15 protein-coding genes are annotated in these 16,426 nt (G+C 57.0%); 6 read left to right on the forward strand and 9 right to left on the reverse strand.

The features are described 5' to 3' along the window. Positions 1-5: 5 nt before the first annotated feature. The 7 genes from AC2D8V_RS17455 to AC2D8V_RS17485 form a co-directional block, all read right to left on the reverse strand. Positions 6-893: a phytanoyl-CoA dioxygenase family protein gene (locus tag AC2D8V_RS17455; RefSeq protein ID WP_484734874.1), complete on the reverse strand. Its 888-nt coding sequence runs from the start codon at positions 891-893 to the stop codon at positions 6-8. Next, entirely contained in the window at positions 871-1,893 is a 1,023-nt protein-coding gene (locus AC2D8V_RS17460) for a Gfo/Idh/MocA family protein (protein WP_484734875.1), read from the reverse strand. The genes AC2D8V_RS17455 and AC2D8V_RS17460 overlap by 23 nt, the downstream gene beginning before the upstream one ends. After that, a complete protein-coding gene (locus AC2D8V_RS17465) occupies positions 1,890-3,398 on the reverse strand; it encodes a UxaA family hydrolase (protein WP_484734876.1) in 1,509 nt (502 codons plus the stop codon). Before AC2D8V_RS17465 ends, AC2D8V_RS17460 begins: the two co-directional genes overlap by 4 nt. A 10-nt stretch (positions 3,399-3,408) precedes the next feature. Continuing rightward, on the reverse strand, positions 3,409-4,356 hold the full coding sequence (locus tag AC2D8V_RS17470; RefSeq protein ID WP_484734877.1) for a phytanoyl-CoA dioxygenase family protein: 948 nt from the start codon (positions 4,354-4,356) through the stop codon (positions 3,409-3,411). An 18-nt stretch (positions 4,357-4,374) separates the two neighbouring features. Beyond that, complete coding sequence (locus tag AC2D8V_RS17475; protein WP_484734878.1) at positions 4,375-5,997, reverse strand: TRAP transporter large permease; 1,623 nt, start codon at positions 5,995-5,997, stop codon at positions 4,375-4,377. Beyond that, complete coding sequence (locus AC2D8V_RS17480; protein WP_484734879.1) at positions 5,997-6,902, reverse strand: TRAP transporter small permease subunit; 906 nt, start codon at positions 6,900-6,902, stop codon at positions 5,997-5,999. The genes AC2D8V_RS17475 and AC2D8V_RS17480 overlap by 1 nt, the downstream gene beginning before the upstream one ends. Before the next feature lie 97 nt (positions 6,903-6,999). Next, positions 7,000-8,022 (reverse strand): TRAP transporter substrate-binding protein, encoded by a 1,023-nt coding sequence (locus tag AC2D8V_RS17485; protein WP_484734880.1) that lies wholly within the window; start codon positions 8,020-8,022, stop codon positions 7,000-7,002. Positions 8,023-8,212: 190 nt separating this feature from the next. Between AC2D8V_RS17485 and AC2D8V_RS17490 the strand changes: the two genes are divergently transcribed. Further along, the gene (locus AC2D8V_RS17490; RefSeq protein ID WP_484734881.1) at positions 8,213-8,893 is read left to right on the forward strand and encodes a GntR family transcriptional regulator; all 681 of its coding nucleotides are present in this window, start codon (positions 8,213-8,215) and stop codon (positions 8,891-8,893) included. On the opposite strand, the gene denD is transcribed toward AC2D8V_RS17490, so the two are convergent. Both denD and AC2D8V_RS17500 read right to left on the reverse strand, forming a co-directional pair. Beyond that, on the reverse strand, positions 8,857-9,837 hold the full coding sequence (gene denD / locus AC2D8V_RS17495; RefSeq protein WP_484734882.1) for a D-erythronate dehydrogenase: 981 nt from the start codon (positions 9,835-9,837) through the stop codon (positions 8,857-8,859). The genes AC2D8V_RS17490 and denD overlap by 37 nt on opposite strands. Before the next feature lies 1 nt (position 9,838). Beyond that, entirely contained in the window at positions 9,839-10,765 is a 927-nt protein-coding gene (locus AC2D8V_RS17500) for an NAD(P)-dependent oxidoreductase (protein WP_484734883.1), read from the reverse strand. Positions 10,766-10,919: 154 nt separating this feature from the next. Here AC2D8V_RS17500 and AC2D8V_RS17505 point away from each other — a divergent pair, with 154 nt between their 5' ends. The 5 genes from AC2D8V_RS17505 to AC2D8V_RS17525 are packed head-to-tail and all read left to right on the forward strand — an operon-like array spanning position 10,920 to position 16,426. Next, positions 10,920-11,681 (forward strand): SDR family oxidoreductase, encoded by a 762-nt coding sequence (locus AC2D8V_RS17505; protein WP_484734884.1) that lies wholly within the window; start codon positions 10,920-10,922, stop codon positions 11,679-11,681. Between the two features lie 45 nt (positions 11,682-11,726). Further along, on the forward strand, positions 11,727-13,517 hold the full coding sequence (locus AC2D8V_RS17510) for an IlvD/Edd family dehydratase (RefSeq protein WP_484734885.1): 1,791 nt from the start codon (positions 11,727-11,729) through the stop codon (positions 13,515-13,517). Between the two features lie 35 nt (positions 13,518-13,552). Continuing rightward, positions 13,553-14,401 (forward strand): fumarylacetoacetate hydrolase family protein, encoded by an 849-nt coding sequence (locus tag AC2D8V_RS17515; protein WP_484734886.1) that lies wholly within the window; start codon positions 13,553-13,555, stop codon positions 14,399-14,401. Next, positions 14,401-15,330, forward strand: coding sequence for a 2-hydroxyacid dehydrogenase (locus AC2D8V_RS17520; RefSeq protein ID WP_484734887.1), 930 nt, complete (start codon positions 14,401-14,403; stop codon positions 15,328-15,330). The genes AC2D8V_RS17515 and AC2D8V_RS17520 overlap by 1 nt, the downstream gene beginning before the upstream one ends. 1 nt (position 15,331) lies before the next feature. Beyond that, positions 15,332-16,426, forward strand: coding sequence for a mandelate racemase/muconate lactonizing enzyme family protein (locus tag AC2D8V_RS17525; RefSeq protein WP_484734888.1), 1,095 nt, complete (start codon positions 15,332-15,334; stop codon positions 16,424-16,426).

The following is a 16,426-nucleotide window of genomic DNA, read 5'->3' on the forward strand; positions in this document are numbered from 1 at the left end:
GTCTCCTATTTCACTGTACTGAAGGCACGTTTTTTCATGCCTTTTTGAATCTCGTAGATCGAAATCGGCACATCCGGCTGTGGTTGCGGGATGCGCACGGGAATGTCTTTAAGGCGGGGATTTTTTGTGGTTTCGCCGCACAGCATGCGGGTGTCATAGTCTTTGATACCGTCCCAGCGGGTCATTGATCCCATGATCGGGAATGCATCTGCTGCCATCATTTCGTAAAACAGGATGCGTCGCGCTCTGTCAGACGTATTGAGCGCCGAGCCGTGAACGATGCGCCCGTGGTGGATGCTGATTGAGCCTGCAGGCCCGGTCAGTTCAACCGCATCCGCCGGGTTGAGGCCGTTTTCTTCCGGCAGCATTGCACCGGCAAAAACACCATCCACGTGGTGATCGTATACCGGACCCTTATGGCTTCCCGGATAGACCATCAGTGGGCCGTTTTCGTGCGCCATATCATCGATCAGCACGCCGATTGCCAGAATGTCGTCATTGGTATGAGGATAAAACGCATAGTCCTGATGCCATTCGACCGCGGCACCGTAGCCTGCCGATTTCATGTTCAGTTTGGTGGTGTGCAAACGCAGGTCTGGTCCGATCAGGTCGCGCGCCGGCCCCAAGACATGATCCGAGTACATGAGTTCTCGGACAACTTCTGAAATTGTATGGGGCAATTTTACCCGACGCAGGCGAGGTTCTTCTTTCGTATGGCTGTCTTCGAGGTCAAGCCGGTCGTTTGATGCGGTCATGTCTGCTGCTTCGATCTCGAAACGGGCGATTTCAGACCTGATTTTCTCGATCCAATCGTCTGGTATCTGCTTTTCGAGGACCAGATAGCCATTCTTGTCGTAAGCGTCGATTTGATCAGGCGATAGCACTTCGGGCATTTCCCTCTCCTGTGTGTTGTGCCTGCAGTTGTTTTTCAATTTCCAAAGCGACACCAAGCGTTCGTGTCGCGTCTGCCACGTCGATCATTGGTTTTGCGCCGTCCATAACCTCGATGAAGTGATCAAGCTGGGCGTCCAGAGGAGGTTTGCCGGTCACGGCGGAGTTGAGCGGTACCTGCTGCGCCGGTTGACCCCAGTCAACACCGTTCCAGAGCGTCATGGACGGAAAGCTGATCGCACCGGTGGTGCCGGCGATCCACATCATGTCTTGGCCTGTTGTGCCGATGTTGGGGTTCTCACCTGTACCGGCTTCGAAACCCCAGGGCGACGGGGTTGTGTCTGCAAATGCGATGGTGCCGGTCGCGCCATCTGCAAACGACAGGGCGACGGCCCCGGATTCGATACGATCAGATCCGCGCAAGCCACGGCCCCGCACTGCACTGACATCAACGATGTCACCCAGCACAAAGCGCAGGATATCGATGTCATGCACGAGATTGATCATGACCGGGCTGCCACCAGAGGTGCGCCAATTGCCTTGAAAGTAGGGGTCAGGCTTGCGCATCGCCCAGATCAGACTCGCTGTAACCGGTGTTCCGATGCCACCATCCGCGATGAGCGATTTCAGTTGCTGAACGGACGCGTGATACCGTCGGTGGTGGCCCACAAGAGAGCCGACGCCAGTACGGTCCACCGTGCGCGAAAGTGCCAGTGCCGCTTCCAGATCATCTGTTACCGGCTTTTCGATCAGCAAGTGCCATCCACGTTCGGCGGCGTACTCAGCCTGCGCGCCGTGCAGATGCGTCGGTGTGGCGAGAATAACGCCGTCTACCGGAACATCCACGTCGTCCAAGTCCCGGTATCGCGCCACGCCGTTTGGCGTTTGAACGTCCGGGTCCGGATCTACAAGTCCTGCGGCGATGCACCCGGGGTGCGCGGTGACAGCCGCGAGATGTCGCGCGCCAATCAGTCCACCGCCTGCAACAAGTATCCGTTTCACATGACTGCCCCGATTTGCCACGGAACGAATTCATAGTCTCCCAGACCCTGCGCTTCGGATTTGCTTGGCGTTCCTGATGCAACCTGCAAGAACAACTCAAATATCTCGCGCCCTTTTTCCTCGACTGTCACGCCATCGGTCAGGATGCTCCCTGCATCGATGTCCATGTCTTCATGCATGCGATTGGCCATCGCAGAATTGGTCGCGACCTTGATGGTCGGGCTGGGCTTTGAGCCAAAGGCAGACCCGCGTCCGGTCGTAAAACACACAAGATTGCACCCGCCTGCAATTTGACCAGTTACCGACGCCGGGTCATAGCCGGGGCTGTCCATGAAAGTGAAACCGCTCGCAGTGACAGGTTCTGCATATTTATAGACGCCCATCAGCGGTGACGTGCCGCCCTTGGCTGCAGCACCGAGCGATTTCTCGAGTATCGTGGTCAGGCCGCCTGCCTTGTTTCCGGGCGAGGGGTTGTTGTCCATAGAACCGCGGTTGCGGGCGGTGTAATCTTCCCACCAGCGGATCAGGCCGACCAGCTTTTCACCGGTTTTCCTGTCTATCGCGCGGCGTGTCAAAAGATGCTCGGCACCATAGATTTCGGGGGTTTCTGCCAGTACGCCAGTTCCGCCCTGAGCTGCGAGCAGATCACACGCATATCCCAAAGCCGGGTTGGCCGTAATCCCCGACCAGGCATCAGAACCGCCGCATTGCAAAGCAACTTTCAACGCCGAAGCAGGACATGGCGTGCGCCTGTTCTCATTGGCGATGGGCAACATCGCTTCGATCTTGCGAATGCCCAACTCGACAGTTTTTCGCAGCCCGGCAACGGATTGGATGTTCATCACCTGAAAAGTTGTACTCTGCTTAAGCCCGTAGGCTTCCAGCAGCCAGTCGATCTGGTTCATTTCACATCCGAGGCCGACCATGAGCACCCCGGCGTGGTTGGGATGGCGTGCGTAACCCCACATGACGCGCTGGAGAGCTTCAAAACCTTCACCGTCTCCGGCCATGCCGCATCCGGTACCGTGCACAAAGGCAACGACGCCGTCCACATTTGGAAAGGCAGCGAGCCTTTCCGGCGTAAAGTGCTCTGCGATCATCCGTGCCGCGGTTGCAGAGCAGTTAACCGATGTGACAATTGCGATGTAATTGCGGGTTCCGACCGAACCATTTGCGCGCCGGTATCCCATGAAACTGCGCCTGTCCGCCTCCGCCACATCGGAAACGGGGCGCAAATCTGTGGCGTAGTCATAATCGGCATCGGTGTTGCGAAACTCGACGTTGTGCGTATGCACATGGTCGCCTGCCGCAATGTCCGCTTCTGCATAGCCAATGATTTGTGCGTATTTGCGGATCGGTTCACCGCGCGGAATGTCCTGTGTCGCGATTTTGTGCCCCGACGGGATCAGCGCACGCGTGTACGTGCCTGCCACGTCATGGCCGACTTCAAGCGCGCGCGTAGCGGTGACGACATTGTCGATTGGATCAAGGCGAACAGTATCCATCTTGGTTCCTTCAGGCGCAGAATGGCGCGTCACTTTGCCAGCGGTGGATCGGGATGTGCGTTTGCGCAGCAAGAGCGGCGCGCGCGTCTTCCCACATCTGAAGCCACTTGCGCCAGTCGGTCAGCATTTGCCCCGGATCGACCGCACTACGCGCGACAAACTCCGGGAAATGTGCGCGGCCCGTGGGCTGACCCGTAACATTATAGCGCAGGTCAAAGGACCACCGGAAATCAGATGTGCTGTTGGGCAGGGAGGCATGTGGTGTCAGCGGATGCAGCAGAACGATGCCGCCAGCTGTGACCGGTAGCGGCACAGCCTGATCGATATCGACGAAACCATCAGCGATCGCTGTCTGTTTTTTGGGACAGTGAGGAAGCATTCGGTCATTCTGGCGCGGCACCACCTGAAGGCACCCGTTGTCGATGGTCGCATCCGTCATTGCGACCCAAACCGTGATCATTTCGGTTTGATCCGCTTCTTGCAGACCGACGCCACGGTCCTGGTGCCAGTCGGTTTGGGTGATATGCGCCCGTACTTCGTCCTGCGCCAGCGAAGGCGCGGGCGGTTTGATCCTGACGTGTTGGATCGGGTTGGAAGTAATCTCTGGTCCGATCAGGCTCTGGACGATGTCGAGGATCTCGTCACAGCGCACCAGATCAAACACCGCCGGCCCAAAGTGCATCGGCGTCTCTTCGGTGATCTCGTCTCCGGGCAGGCTGATGTCCATTGGTTGAAACCAGTCGCACCCAGCCTCATAGCTGACGCGCAGCTTGTCCCAAAAGCTTAGACTGGCCGGATCTTGTGAGACAAGCCCCTCAGACCACCACCGCGCGTAAAGTGCATCCATCAGATCGCTGTACTCTTGCGCCACGGCATCGACCGTGATTGCAGGCACAACATCCGGAACGACCAGATAGCCGTCTTTGTTAAAGCTGTCGATCTGGGCTTGTGTCAGCACGTTATGATCCTTTCGCCGCTAGAGCAGAATGGAAACGATAGGCGGCCAGATCAGCAAAACGGACAACGCGCAAAGCTGAATGCCGATGAAAGGCAGGAAGCCGCGGAAGATATCGGTCAGCGAAATATGAGGAGGCGCCACCGACTTCAGGTAGAAAGCAGCTGGTCCAAAGGGCGGTGACAAAAAGCTTACCTGCATGTTCATACAGAAAACCACGCCGAACCAGATCGCCACATGGCGCGGGTTCAACTCGCCCAAAAGCCCGATTTCTTCGATGGGCAGCCGCTGAACGATAGGCAGGAACACAGGGATGATCAGCAAGACGATTCCGACCCAATCCATGAACGCCCCCATAAAGAGCAGGATCAGCATCATCATCAGGATGATCCCCATGGTCGGTAATTCCGAACCGACGATAAAGTCCGCGACATATGTTGGGCCGCCGGCAATCGTATAGGCCCCCGCCAGTGCCGTGGCACCAATGGTCACCCAGATGATTGTTCCCGTAGACTTCAAGGTGCGCATCAGGCTGTCCCAGACCAGTTCGAAACTGGCCTCACCACGGAAGATGGCGATGATGAGAACGGCGAGTGCGCCCATGCCTGCCGCTTCGGTGATGCCGGTGATGCCGCCGTAGATAGACCCCATGACAACACCGATGACGACGATGGGGGCCACGAGGCCCTTGCCGAGTTTCCAGCCCAAGGCAGTCCGCGCGCGTCCCAGCACAACGAACATCATCACGAAGGCAAAGGCGACCAAGCCGCCAAACCAGGGCAGATAATCCGCGGTACCATAGGCAAAGGCGTCGCCGGTATTGGTCAAGTTTTGTCCGCTCAGCTCAAAGAACAGAGCGCGCAGGAAAAGCGCCGTAGAAAAGCCAGCCAGCAGGACGCACAGGAAAGCTGCGAACAGTTTGGCTTTCTCGAAGCCTTGTGGCTCACCCTCAACGGGTTCGGGCAGCGGTGCGTGGTCCGGGTTCATCTGCGTACGGATGATGATGTATATGATGATAAAGCTGGCCAGCATGAACCCTGGCAGGAACGAGGCAGTAAAGAGAGCCTTGATCGATGTTTCGGTAATCAGGCCGTAGATAATCAGGACAATCGATGGCGGGATCATTGTGCCGAGCGAGCCCGAAGCACAGATCGTGCCGATTGCGAGGTTCTGGTTATAGCCGAGCCGCAGCATCTGCGGCAGGGCGATTAGACCAAGCAAAACAACCTCGCCGCCGATGATGCCGGACATCGCAGCCATGATTACCGCCATGATCGACGTGACGATGGCGATCCCGCCGCGTGTGCGGTTCAGCCAGACGTTCAGCGAAGAGTACATGTCCTTGGCGACACCCGAGCGTTCGAGCAGGGCCGCCATAAAGATAAACAGCGGAATGGATATGAGGACATAGTCTGTTAAGAGTCCGTATATTCGCTGAGCGAGGATATTCAGTGGCCCCGATCCGGGGCGTCCGGTCAGTATACCTTCCCCGAACGTCCACGGCGCAGTCATCAACTGTGGTTCGAATTTCATTACGAGTACAGCAACCGCAAGAATCGCGGAGGCAAAGCCAAGGGGCATGCCAATTGCCAGCAGCAGAACAAGCCCCAGCATGAGGACCAGCGAAATTGTTCCGATATCCATCAGCTGTTCCTCGGCGTTGTTTGTTGGATTGAGCCACGGGTCACGTCTTGATCCCCTACGCCTTCTGAGCCGACAGCGGCCTTGAGTTTTTCCAGTTCATCCTGATCGATGTCATCGGCAGCGGTGTGTATCACCGGCTCCGCATTCCAGTCCGATATCAAGTTGATCACCGCCTGAACCGCAACCAGCGCCACGACCAGCAACACCATCGGCTTGAGCGTCGCGGGGATGGGCGGGTCAAAAGCTGTCCCGAAGGTTTCCCAACGATAGAATTTGTCAAAGGCTTCGCCGTAGCCGCCATAAAACAGAAAGAAAGAGAACATCACGATCAGAAACGTCGAGATCACGTCGCACGTACGCTGTAGTCCGCGCGGCAGCATGTCGTAGATCAAGAAGATGCGAATGTGGCTGCGCTGCTGCATGGCGTAAAGGCCAGCGCAAAGAAACACAAAGCCGGCAAGCCACAAGGACATCTCATTTGCCCAAAGAGTAGGAGCTTCAAAAATATAGCGGAGGATGACTTCGTAGATCATGACGCTGCACAGCACCACGATCAGCATCATAGTGACCCGTCCGATGAAAACGGCCAACCGGTCGAGCGCCCGCCAGCTTTCAAATTCCATAGGGGCACGCCGCACGGTGCGGACACCGATAAAACCAAAAACCGGAATCAGCAAAAGCGCAGCCCAGTCCATGGCATCAGCATATCCGCCAAACAACCCGCCAAGGTCGGGGGTGACGTCGACCCTTAAGAACAGAGCGCTGAGTTTGTCAAACTGCGACGGGTCCTTTGGTGGGAACCAGCTTAGTGTGAATGCTGGCATGTGCCAGATGATCCACCCTGCGCATAAGATAAAGGCAAGTGGGATGAGCCACTCAATCAAGCTTCCGGATTTTTCGTTCATCGTGTCCCCCGCTAATCAGGCCGCGAGACGATGAAAGCCCGGGCTTTAGACGGAAAGACCCCGCCAAAAATAAGGCGGGGTCTCGTTTGTTGATGGCTTATTGCTTGAGGCCGAGTTGCTCAAGATATGCGAGGTGCGAATCGACCAGTGCTTTTGCTTCTGGTGTGTCCGCAAACTCTGGCCATGTGGCCTGTGCCGCTGCGCGGAACTTGGCAAGCTCTTCTGGTGCCCACTGAGACAAGGTTACGCCTTGCTCACGCAGTTGAGCGGCCGCTTCGGCGTTCTTCTTCTCGAACGTCAGCGCGGTACGCAGCGCCAGTGCCTCCATTGCTACCTTCATGATCTTCTGGTGGTGTGCAGGCATCGCGTCAAACACGGCCTTGTTGCACGCCAGGTGGTCAGATGGCATCGAGTGGAAGCCGGGGAAGTTTGCATACTTAACGATGTCATACAGACCCAGACCGACGTTGTTTGCCAGACCGGAAGCGTCCGCACCGTCGATGATGCCTGTTTCCAGAGCTGTAAAGATCTCGGTGAAGTCCATCACGATGGGCGATGCGCCCAGTTTTTCAAAGATCTTGGTTTCCATGCCGGGGGGCGAACGGAATTTCCAGTCTTTGAAGTCTTCGACCTTTGCAATCGGCTTGGATGAGGCAAAGCTCTCCTGACCGTATACCCACCAGCCAATCAGCTCCATACCGTACTTGTTGTACAGAGGTGCCGCAGCTTCCTTGCCGCCACCGAAATACAGCCAGCTCAGCTGTTGGTATGGCGTGTCATAGCCGCCCATGATGTCGCCTACGAACTGGAATGCAGAGTTCTTACCAGTCTGATAGCCACCACCGGTCATGTCACAGTCAAGAATGCCTGTGGATGCCGCATCGAACGTTTCAACGGATTTAACAACCGACGAGGAATAGAACATTTCCACGTTGATTTCGCCGTTCGACATGTCGGTGATGTCTTGCACGTACTGTGCCGCCAACTGACCCGAGACGGTTTCAGGCGCGTAGTGCGTTTGAATCCGCAGGGTTGTCGTTTGAGCAGAAGCGGTAAACGCTGTTGTTGCTGCCAGCGCAGCAACGGCGGCGACTGATGCCGCCTTCTTCATGATTTTCATATTGTCCTCCCAGACGTTGAGCGCGCTGTTTGTCAGAGACCTTGCGGCCTCGTTTTCTTTGTACGCTGACGAAACGTTAGGCGGCACATTCCTTCGGCGCAACAAAAAATTGTTTTTTTAGAAAATTTCGAGATTTTTGTAGATTACCGAAATTTTGCTGTTAGTCTGCCCGAATGGTTTCGGGGCATCCATGACGCAAGACACCGACATCTTTAAAGATCTGCAGCACAGATTGATCTCAAACGGGTTCGATCACGGTGCCAAGCTGCGCGCAGAGCAAATAAAGCACGATTACGGCTGTTCTGCCAGCACCGTTCGCGAAGCGCTTTTTCGTCTTTCTACACAACGGCTTGTAGATTTTCAGGAGCAACGGGGGTTCCGTGTTCCGAACAAGTCTCCCGAGCTTTTGGCCGAACTCACGCACTTGCGGATTCTCTTGGAAGGCGAGGGCACTGCGATGTCGATCAGTCGCGGAGGCGTCGCCTGGGAGGCCCGGTTGACGGCAGTACACCATCAGTTGAGCCATATCGAAAAACGAATCAACACATCGGATGATCCATCCGAATATGTCGACATCTGGTTCAAGGCAGAGCGGGAATTTCATGAAACCCTGATCTCTTCATGCGGGTCTCAAACGCTGAAAGACACGCATCAGCAGATATTCTTCCGGTTTCGTCAGCAGCTCATGGTTGCGGATCGCGAATTTACGTTCATCTCGGATAACATCCAACAGCACTACCAGATCATGGTGGCAGCGCTGGCCGGTGACAAAAAGCTGACCAAACAAAAAATCCACGACCACCTTGCACGCCATCTGGATCCGGCAAACCGCACTCAGGAACCGGTGTTGGGCAAGTCCTCGGTAATGTAGGTCTGCACAATTTCGTCAAAGCTGCTTTCAGCCTGAAATCCCAGAGCAATTGCCCTTTGCGGGTCGAAATCCCGCGGCCAGCCGTCAACAATCTTCATGATAGCCGGGTCCGGCAAAGGTTTGATCAAGTCGACTGCATCTTGTCCGGCTGCTCTGCGCAAGGCTTCGATTTGCTCGGCCACTGTGCAACTTACACCGGGCAGGCTGAGTGCGCGACGCCCCTGCAGCCTGTCGGTATTCAGCGTGGCGGCATGGGTGAGAAATTGCGCGGCCGCGCGCGGCGAAGCGTGCCAATGCCGTACCGTATCTGGCACCGGCAGAATCGCCTCTATGCCGTTCAGCGGTTCGCGGATGATCCCTGAAAAGAACGACGACGCCGCCAGATTGGCTTTGCCGGGGCGCACACAAATCGTTGGCAGGCGAATCGATATCCCGTCGATGAACCCTTTTCGGCTAAAGTCCGTGATCATCAATTCACAGATCGCTTTCTGCGCGCCGTAGCTCGTCTGCGGCGCCGAGAGAAACTCGTCACCGATCTTGTCGGGGTAGGGGGCGCCAAAAACTGCGATGGACGACGTAAAAACCAGTTTTGGTACATACTCTCCGCCAGACGCCATGTTCTGAGCGCGCAACGCTTCGAGAAACCGCCACATCGACATCATGTTCACCGACCAGCCAAGGTCAAAGTTTGTCTCGGATTCGCCAGAGACGATTGCGGCGAGGTGAAAGATGATGTCAAACCTGTCTGCCGCAAGGGCGTCAATTTTGGCCTGATCCGTCAGGTTGCCGGTGATCTGTTTGCCTGGCGCGCTATTGGCAGGGAATCCCATGTCGAAAAGCGTGACCTCAAGGTCGCCATGCCCTTCCAACCCGTGGCCGGCCAGCCTGTGTGCCAGTTTCTGGCCGACCATGCCGCCGCCACCGATGACGAGTACCTTTGTCATATTAAAATCCGTTTCTTGCCTTGAGTTCCAGATAAAGTCCGGAGTGATCTTTTTCCGCGCCGTCCATTGCGTCGATGAAATGCTGGAAGCGGTCACGCACCGATTGCGTGGCGGGCAGCTCGAGGTTCAGCTCCGCTGCTTCGTCCAGCGTGTTGTTGAGGTCTTTCACCTGAAATTTGGTCAAACCACCCGGTTCGAAATCGCCTTCGGTCATTCGTTTTCCATGCTGCTGCAATATGGTGCTATCCGCGAATCCGCCTTTTAGGGCGCGGCGCACCGCAGCAGGATCGGCGCCGCCTTGGGAGACAAGCAGCATCGCCTCGGCCACGGCCGAAATGGTTACGGCCACGATGGTTTGGTTTGCCAGTTTCGAAAGCTGACCTGCGCCGGAAGGTCCGACATGCACGGGATTGCCCATTGCGCCAAGCACTTCCTCGGCGGCGGCAAAAGTTTCTGCTTCGCCGCCCGCCATGATGGCAAGCGTCGCGGCTTGAGCACCCTTCGTTCCGCCCGATACGGGGGCGTCAATATGCGCAACACCCATTTCTGCCAGCAAGGCCGATTGCTCGCGCGCATGCGCAGGCTTGGCGCTCGACATGTCGAGCCAGATCATGCCGGGCTTCAACGCGGCACGGACATCTGGATCCGATAAGAGGGCCTCGGTTGCAAATCCGTCCGAGAGCATTGTGATGATGAACTCGGCATCCGCGATGGCCTCTGCGGGCGAAGTCGCCAGTATGGCCCCGTCGCGCACCAATGGCTCGGCACGCGCCGCACTGCGATTCCACACAGTAAGCTTGTGGCCAGCCCGCAAAAGATTTTGTGACATTGGAAAGCCCATCAGCCCGGTGCCGATGAGGGTAATCTTGCGGGGGGATGACATGGTGTCGACGCTCCGTTCTTTCGCTTGGGTTAAAGCAGTAGCCATTCTGCTCTGCTTGTCCTACGCTAACTGAAAGCCGCGCCCGGGCCAGCCCGTCGGTGTGTTTTTTGTTGAAATCTGCACTGATTTTGCGTGAAGCCCGCGGCTCCGGTTCCACCGGACCAGCGGATGTGAGAGGTGCAAGAACTGGGGGGAAATCTTGCAAGGTCAGAGGCTTAAAGGAAAAAGGGCGCTGGTGACAGCCGCTGGTCAGGGCATTGGTCGCGCTTCGGCGCTGGCAATGGCCGCGCAGGGTGCCCAGGTATTTGCAACCGATATCGACGCGACCGCGCTATCTTCGATTCGGGGTGCGAATCACGAAAATATCGAGATTTTCGAACTTGATGTGCTCAGTGACGACAGTGTCGCCGAGGGTGTCACGCGCGCCCAGCCGGATGTGCTTTTCAACTGTGCCGGCTTTGTTCATCATGGCACCATTCTGGACACAACGGCGCAGGAATGGGACTTTGCATTCGATCTGAATGTCCGCTCGATGCTGCGTACCATTCAGGCGGCATTGCCAGGCATGCTGTCGCGCGGATCGGGCTCGATCATCAATATGTCGTCGGCGGTGTCGAGTGTCATCGGAGCGCCAAATCGGTTCACGTATGGAGCGACCAAGGCGGCAGTCATCGGCCTGACGAAATCCATTGCGGTGGATTACATCGCACAAGGCATCCGGTGTAACGCGATTTGCCCCGGGACCGTGGAAAGCCCCAGTTGGCATGCGCGGGTCGAGGCCCTTGGCGAGAAGCTGGGCAGCAAAGAACAAGCGATGCAACAATTCGTGGCGCGGCAGCCGATGGGACGTGTTGCGGCGCCCGAAGAGATTGCGGCGCTCGTTGTCTATCTTGCCAGCGATGAAAGCGCCTTTACCACCGGTCATCCACATATCATCGACGGCGGGTGGTCTGGCCAGTGACGGAAGCCTCCGGCGGGAGTTTATTTTGCAAAGTGAAAGAGCACTATGATCAAGAAGTCTGACCTACGTTCGCGCAAATGGTTCATGAATCCCGACAATCAGGAGATGACCGCTCTGTATCTCGAGCGTTACCTGAACTACGGGCTGACCCGCGCAGAGTTGCAATCGGGCAAGCCAATCATCGGGATAGCGCAAACGGGCAGCGATCTGAGCCCGTGCAACCGTCATCACATTGAACTGGCCAAACGGGTGCGCGACGGTATCATTGCCGCCGGTGGCACCTGCATTGAAATACCGGTGCATCCTATACAGGAGACTGGCAAGCGCCCGACCGCGATGCTTGACCGCAATCTTGCGTATTTGTCGCTTGTCGAGACGCTCTTTGGCTATCCGCTGGATGGGGTTGTGCTGAACATCGGGTGCGACAAGACCACACCGGCACTTTTGATGGCTGCTGCGACTGTGAACATCCCTGCGATTGCGCTGTCGGTGGGCCCCATGCTGAACGGCTGGTTCAAAGGGGAGCGGACAGGGTCGGGGACGATCGTCTGGAAGGCACGCGAGATGCACGCTGCCGGTGAGATCGATGACGATGGGTTCATGGAACTTGTCGCGTCTTCGGCTCCTTCGGTCGGGTATTGCAACACCATGGGCACAGCCACGACCATGAATTCTCTGGCCGAGGCGCTGGGCATGCAGTTGCCGGGCGCTGCTGCAATTCCGGCCCCCTATCGTGAGCGCGGGCAGATCAGCTATGAGACCGGCCGCCGGATTGTCGACATGGTTTGGGAAGACCTCCGCCCGTCGGATATCATGACGCGTGAGGCCTTCGAGAATGCGATCGTCGTAAACTCGGCGATCGGCGGATCGACCAACGCGCCCATTCATCTCAACGCGATTGCGCGTCATCTTGGCGTGCCACTCGACAACGACGACTGGCAAGCGCATGGGCATGACGTACCGCTGCTGGTCAATTTGCAGCCCGCTGGGGAATACCTTGGCGAAGATTACCAGCATGCAGGCGGTGTCCCGGCTGTTGTCGGCGAATTGCTGGCAGCAGACCTGTTGCCGCACCCTGGCGCCTTGACTGCAAACGGTAAAACGATGTCAGAGAACTGTGGGGCGCTGCGCAGTGCCGACGAGAGGGTCATCAAGCCGGTCACTGCTCCGTTGAAGCCGCAGGCAGGGTTCATAAACCTGACGGGTAATTTGTTTGATAGTGCGATTATGAAAACCAGCGTTATCAGCGACAATTTCCGGTCGAAGTACCTGTCAAACCCAGATGACCTGAATGCTTTTGAAGGCCGCGCTGTGGTGTTTGACGGGCCCGAGGACTTTCATCATCGCATTGATGACCCGGCTGAGGGCATAGACGAGGATTGCGTCCTGTTTATGCGCGGCGCTGGCCCAAAGGGATATCCCGGTGGTGCCGAGGTGGTGAACATGCGGCCCCCTGCGTACCTTTTGAAGAAGGGCGTCGAGGCGCTGCCTTGCGTGGGCGACGGGCGGCAATCGGGCACCTCGGGAAGCCCGTCGATCCTGAATGCATCGCCGGAAGCAGCTGCCGGTGGCGGGCTGGCGCTGCTGCAAAACGGCGACAGGGTGCGGATCGATTTGAACAAATGCACAGCGGACATGCTTGTTCCGCTGGATGAGCTTGCCGAGCGCGCACGACGTTTCGAGGCAGAAGGCGGGTATGACGCGCCAGAGAGCCAGTCGCCTTGGCAGCAGTACTTCCGCGAGAAAGTGGGCCGTTTCGATCAGGGTATGATCCTTGAAGATGCCGACAAGTATCAGGACATCTCGCGCCGGTTCATGCCGCGCGATAATCACTAAGCGCGGCTGCGTGCCGCCGGTTTTAAGGAGAGACCATGAAACTTGTACGCTACGGCGCTGCCGGATCAGAAAAACCGGGCCTGATGGATGCAGATGGCGTTTTGCGCGACCTGTCGGATCACGTTGCCGATATTGATGGCAGCACTCTTTCGGATGCTGCGCTTGACCGGTTGCGGGCGCTTGACCCGGCCGGGCTGCCGCAGCTGGATGGCGTGCCACGCATCGGGCCGTGTGTAGGCAGCATAGGCAAATACATGTGCATCGGCTTGAACTACCGGGACCATGCGGAAGAACAAGGGCTGCCTATTCCAGAGCACCCCATTCTGTTCATGAAAGCGAATTCCGCAATCGTTGGGCCAAACGATGATGTGGTTTTGCCGCGCGGATCAAAGCGCGGTGATTGGGAAGTGGAGCTTGGCGTCGTCATCGGCAAGCAGGGCAAGTACATCAGCAAGGAAGACGCGCTTGACTATGTCGCCGGCTACTGCGTGTGCAATGACGTGTCCGAGCGTCACTTTCAGATGCAGCTTACCGGCACGTGGACCAAGGGCAAGTCTTGCGACACCTTCGGGCCGACCGGTCCGTGGCTCGTGACAAGGGACGAAGTGCCTGACCCGCAGGCTCTGGCGATGTCTCTGTCTGTCAATGGCAAGCAGATGCAGACCGGAAACACGGCGACAATGATTTTTTCGGTAGCGGAAATTATCGAACATCTCAGCCATTTGTTCACGTTGTATCCGGGCGATGTCATCAGTACTGGTACGCCTCCAGGCGTTGGTGACGGGATCAAACCCGATCCGGTGTACCTCAAGGCCGGCGATGTCATGGAGCTAAGTATTGAAGGATTGGGCAGCCAACGGCAAAACGTGAAAGAGGATGTGTAATGACGGACCTGTTGCAAATCGGCGGGATTACCGATGTGATGAAAGAGCGGCTGGAGCAGGCATTCACGATACACAAGGTTGCCGATGGTGCGTATCCGGCCGACAAGATCACGCATGTGGCGACCAACGGTCACGATGGGGTGCCGCCTGACGTCATGGCCGGATTGCCAAATCTAAAAATGATCAGTTGTTACGGTGTGGGATACGACGCGATTGACGTCCAAGCCGCAAAGGCGCGCGGCATCATGGTCACACATACGCCAAACGTGCTCAACGCCGAAGTTGCGACAACAGCTGTGATGCTGATGATGGCGTGCTATCGCGAACTGTTGCGCGATGACGCGTGGGTCAGATCAGGTGACTGGGAAGCCAAGGGCAACGCGCCGCTCACACGGTCTGTAGATAATCAAACCGTGGGCATCCTTGGTCTGGGCCGGATCGGACAGGCAATCGCTGATAAACTTGCGCCCTTCAATGCAAAGATCGTCTATCATTCTCGCTCTCCCAAGGATGTCAGCTACACCTATTATGACAGCCTTGTGGAAATGGCGCGCGATATCGATTGCCTGATTTGTATCACGCCGGGAGGCCCTGCAACCAACAAGCTGGTCAACCGCGAAGTGCTGGATGCGCTGGGTCCGCAGGGAACCCTGATCAACGTGAGCCGCGGGTCTGTTGTGGATGAGACAGCGTTGATCTCTGCTTTGCAAGACGGACGGCTGGGCTGGGCTGGTTTGGACGTGTTTGAGGCGGAGCCGAAAGTCCCCCAAGCGTTGCGTGAACTCGCAAATGTCGTACTGCTGCCGCACGTTGGCAGCGCCACTATCGAAACGCGGGCTGCAATGGGTGCGCTGACGGTGGACAACCTGCTGCAGCATCTCAACAGTGGCACAGTCATCAGTGCTGTGCCGGAATGCGCGGATATGTGACATGAGCAGGATCGCCTCGGTACGCGCAAGACTGTTCAATGTGCCACTGGATGAAGTACTTGTAGACGCCAAACATGGGACTCACACGCATTTCCATCTTATGACCGTCACGGTGACCTTGGAGGATGGCCGCGAAGGGACCGGGTATACCTACAACGGCGGGCGCGGGGGGCACGCGACTGTTGCGCTGATCACGCACGATCTGGCGCCGTTTCTGGTTGGACATGAGGCGGAAGAGGTCGAAGCGCTATACGAGGCGATGCAGTGGCATATGCACTATGTCGGGCGCGGTGGTATCCTGAGTTTCGCAGTATCTGCTGTCGATATCGCCCTTTGGGATCTGCGCGCAAAGGCCAAAGGACAACCCTTGTGGCAAATGGCGGGTGCGGCAGGCAAGACCTGCAAGGCCTACGGCGGCGGGATCGACCTTGCCTTTCCGCTGCCAAAGCTGCTGAGCCATGTTCAGGGATATCTGGATGCGGGTCTCAACGCTGTAAAGATCAAGATTGGCCAGCCTGACATGGCGGACGATATTGCACGTATCAAAGCGGTCCGTCAGCAAATTGGTCCGGATGCGGCATTCATGATCGATGCCAACTACTCTCTCAGTGTTGATCAGGCGATCAAGCTCGCGCGCGCTGTGTCAGATCAGAATATCCTTTGGTTCGAAGAGCCGATTATTCCCGATGATTATGCAGGCTACGCCCGCATTGCAGAGGCAACCGGCATGTCAGTTGCCCAAGGGGAAAATCTGCACACGATCCATGAATTCGAGATGGCCGTCGCTCAGAGCGGGTTGTCCTTCATCCAGCCCGACGCATCGAATTGCGGAGGTATCACGGGATGGCTGCAAGTTGCAGAACTAACACGTGGCACCAATATCGCGGTGTGCAGCCACGGGATGCAGGAGTTGCACGTCAGCCTTGTGTCCGCGCAAGAGCACGGCGGGTGGCTCGAGGTTCACAGTTTTCCGATCGACCGTTATACGACACGGCCTTTGGTCGTCGAGGATGCGCGCGCTGTGGCGCCCGATGTGCCAGGTACGGGCGTGACCTTTGATTGGCCACGCCTCGAACCGTTCGAGATACGTCTTTGA

Source organism: Roseobacter sp. YIN89 (assembly GCF_057219365.1).

Bases quoted from the DNA above. Each gene is read 5' to 3' on its own strand.
- AC2D8V_RS17455 (WP_484734874.1), bottom strand. From the start codon at position 893: ATGCCCGAAGTGCTATCGCCTGATCAAATCGACGCTTACGACAAGAAT.
- AC2D8V_RS17465 (WP_484734876.1), bottom strand. From the start codon at position 3,398: ATGGATACTGTTCGCCTTGATCCAATCGACAATGTCGTCACCGCTACG.
- AC2D8V_RS17475 (WP_484734878.1), bottom strand. From the start codon at position 5,997: ATGGATATCGGAACAATTTCGCTGGTCCTCATGCTGGGGCTTGTTCTG.
- AC2D8V_RS17480 (WP_484734879.1), bottom strand. From the start codon at position 6,902: ATGAACGAAAAATCCGGAAGCTTGATTGAGTGGCTCATCCCACTTGCC.
- AC2D8V_RS17485 (WP_484734880.1), bottom strand. From the start codon at position 8,022: ATGAAAATCATGAAGAAGGCGGCATCAGTCGCCGCCGTTGCTGCGCTG.
- AC2D8V_RS17490 (WP_484734881.1), top strand. From the start codon at position 8,213: ATGACGCAAGACACCGACATCTTTAAAGATCTGCAGCACAGATTGATC.
- denD (WP_484734882.1), bottom strand. From the start codon at position 9,837: ATGACAAAGGTACTCGTCATCGGTGGCGGCGGCATGGTCGGCCAGAAA.
- AC2D8V_RS17500 (WP_484734883.1), bottom strand. From the start codon at position 10,765: ATGGCTACTGCTTTAACCCAAGCGAAAGAACGGAGCGTCGACACCATG.
- AC2D8V_RS17510 (WP_484734885.1), top strand. From the start codon at position 11,727: ATGATCAAGAAGTCTGACCTACGTTCGCGCAAATGGTTCATGAATCCC.
- AC2D8V_RS17515 (WP_484734886.1), top strand. From the start codon at position 13,553: ATGAAACTTGTACGCTACGGCGCTGCCGGATCAGAAAAACCGGGCCTG.
- AC2D8V_RS17520 (WP_484734887.1), top strand. From the start codon at position 14,401: ATGACGGACCTGTTGCAAATCGGCGGGATTACCGATGTGATGAAAGAG.
- AC2D8V_RS17525 (WP_484734888.1), top strand. From the start codon at position 15,332: ATGAGCAGGATCGCCTCGGTACGCGCAAGACTGTTCAATGTGCCACTG.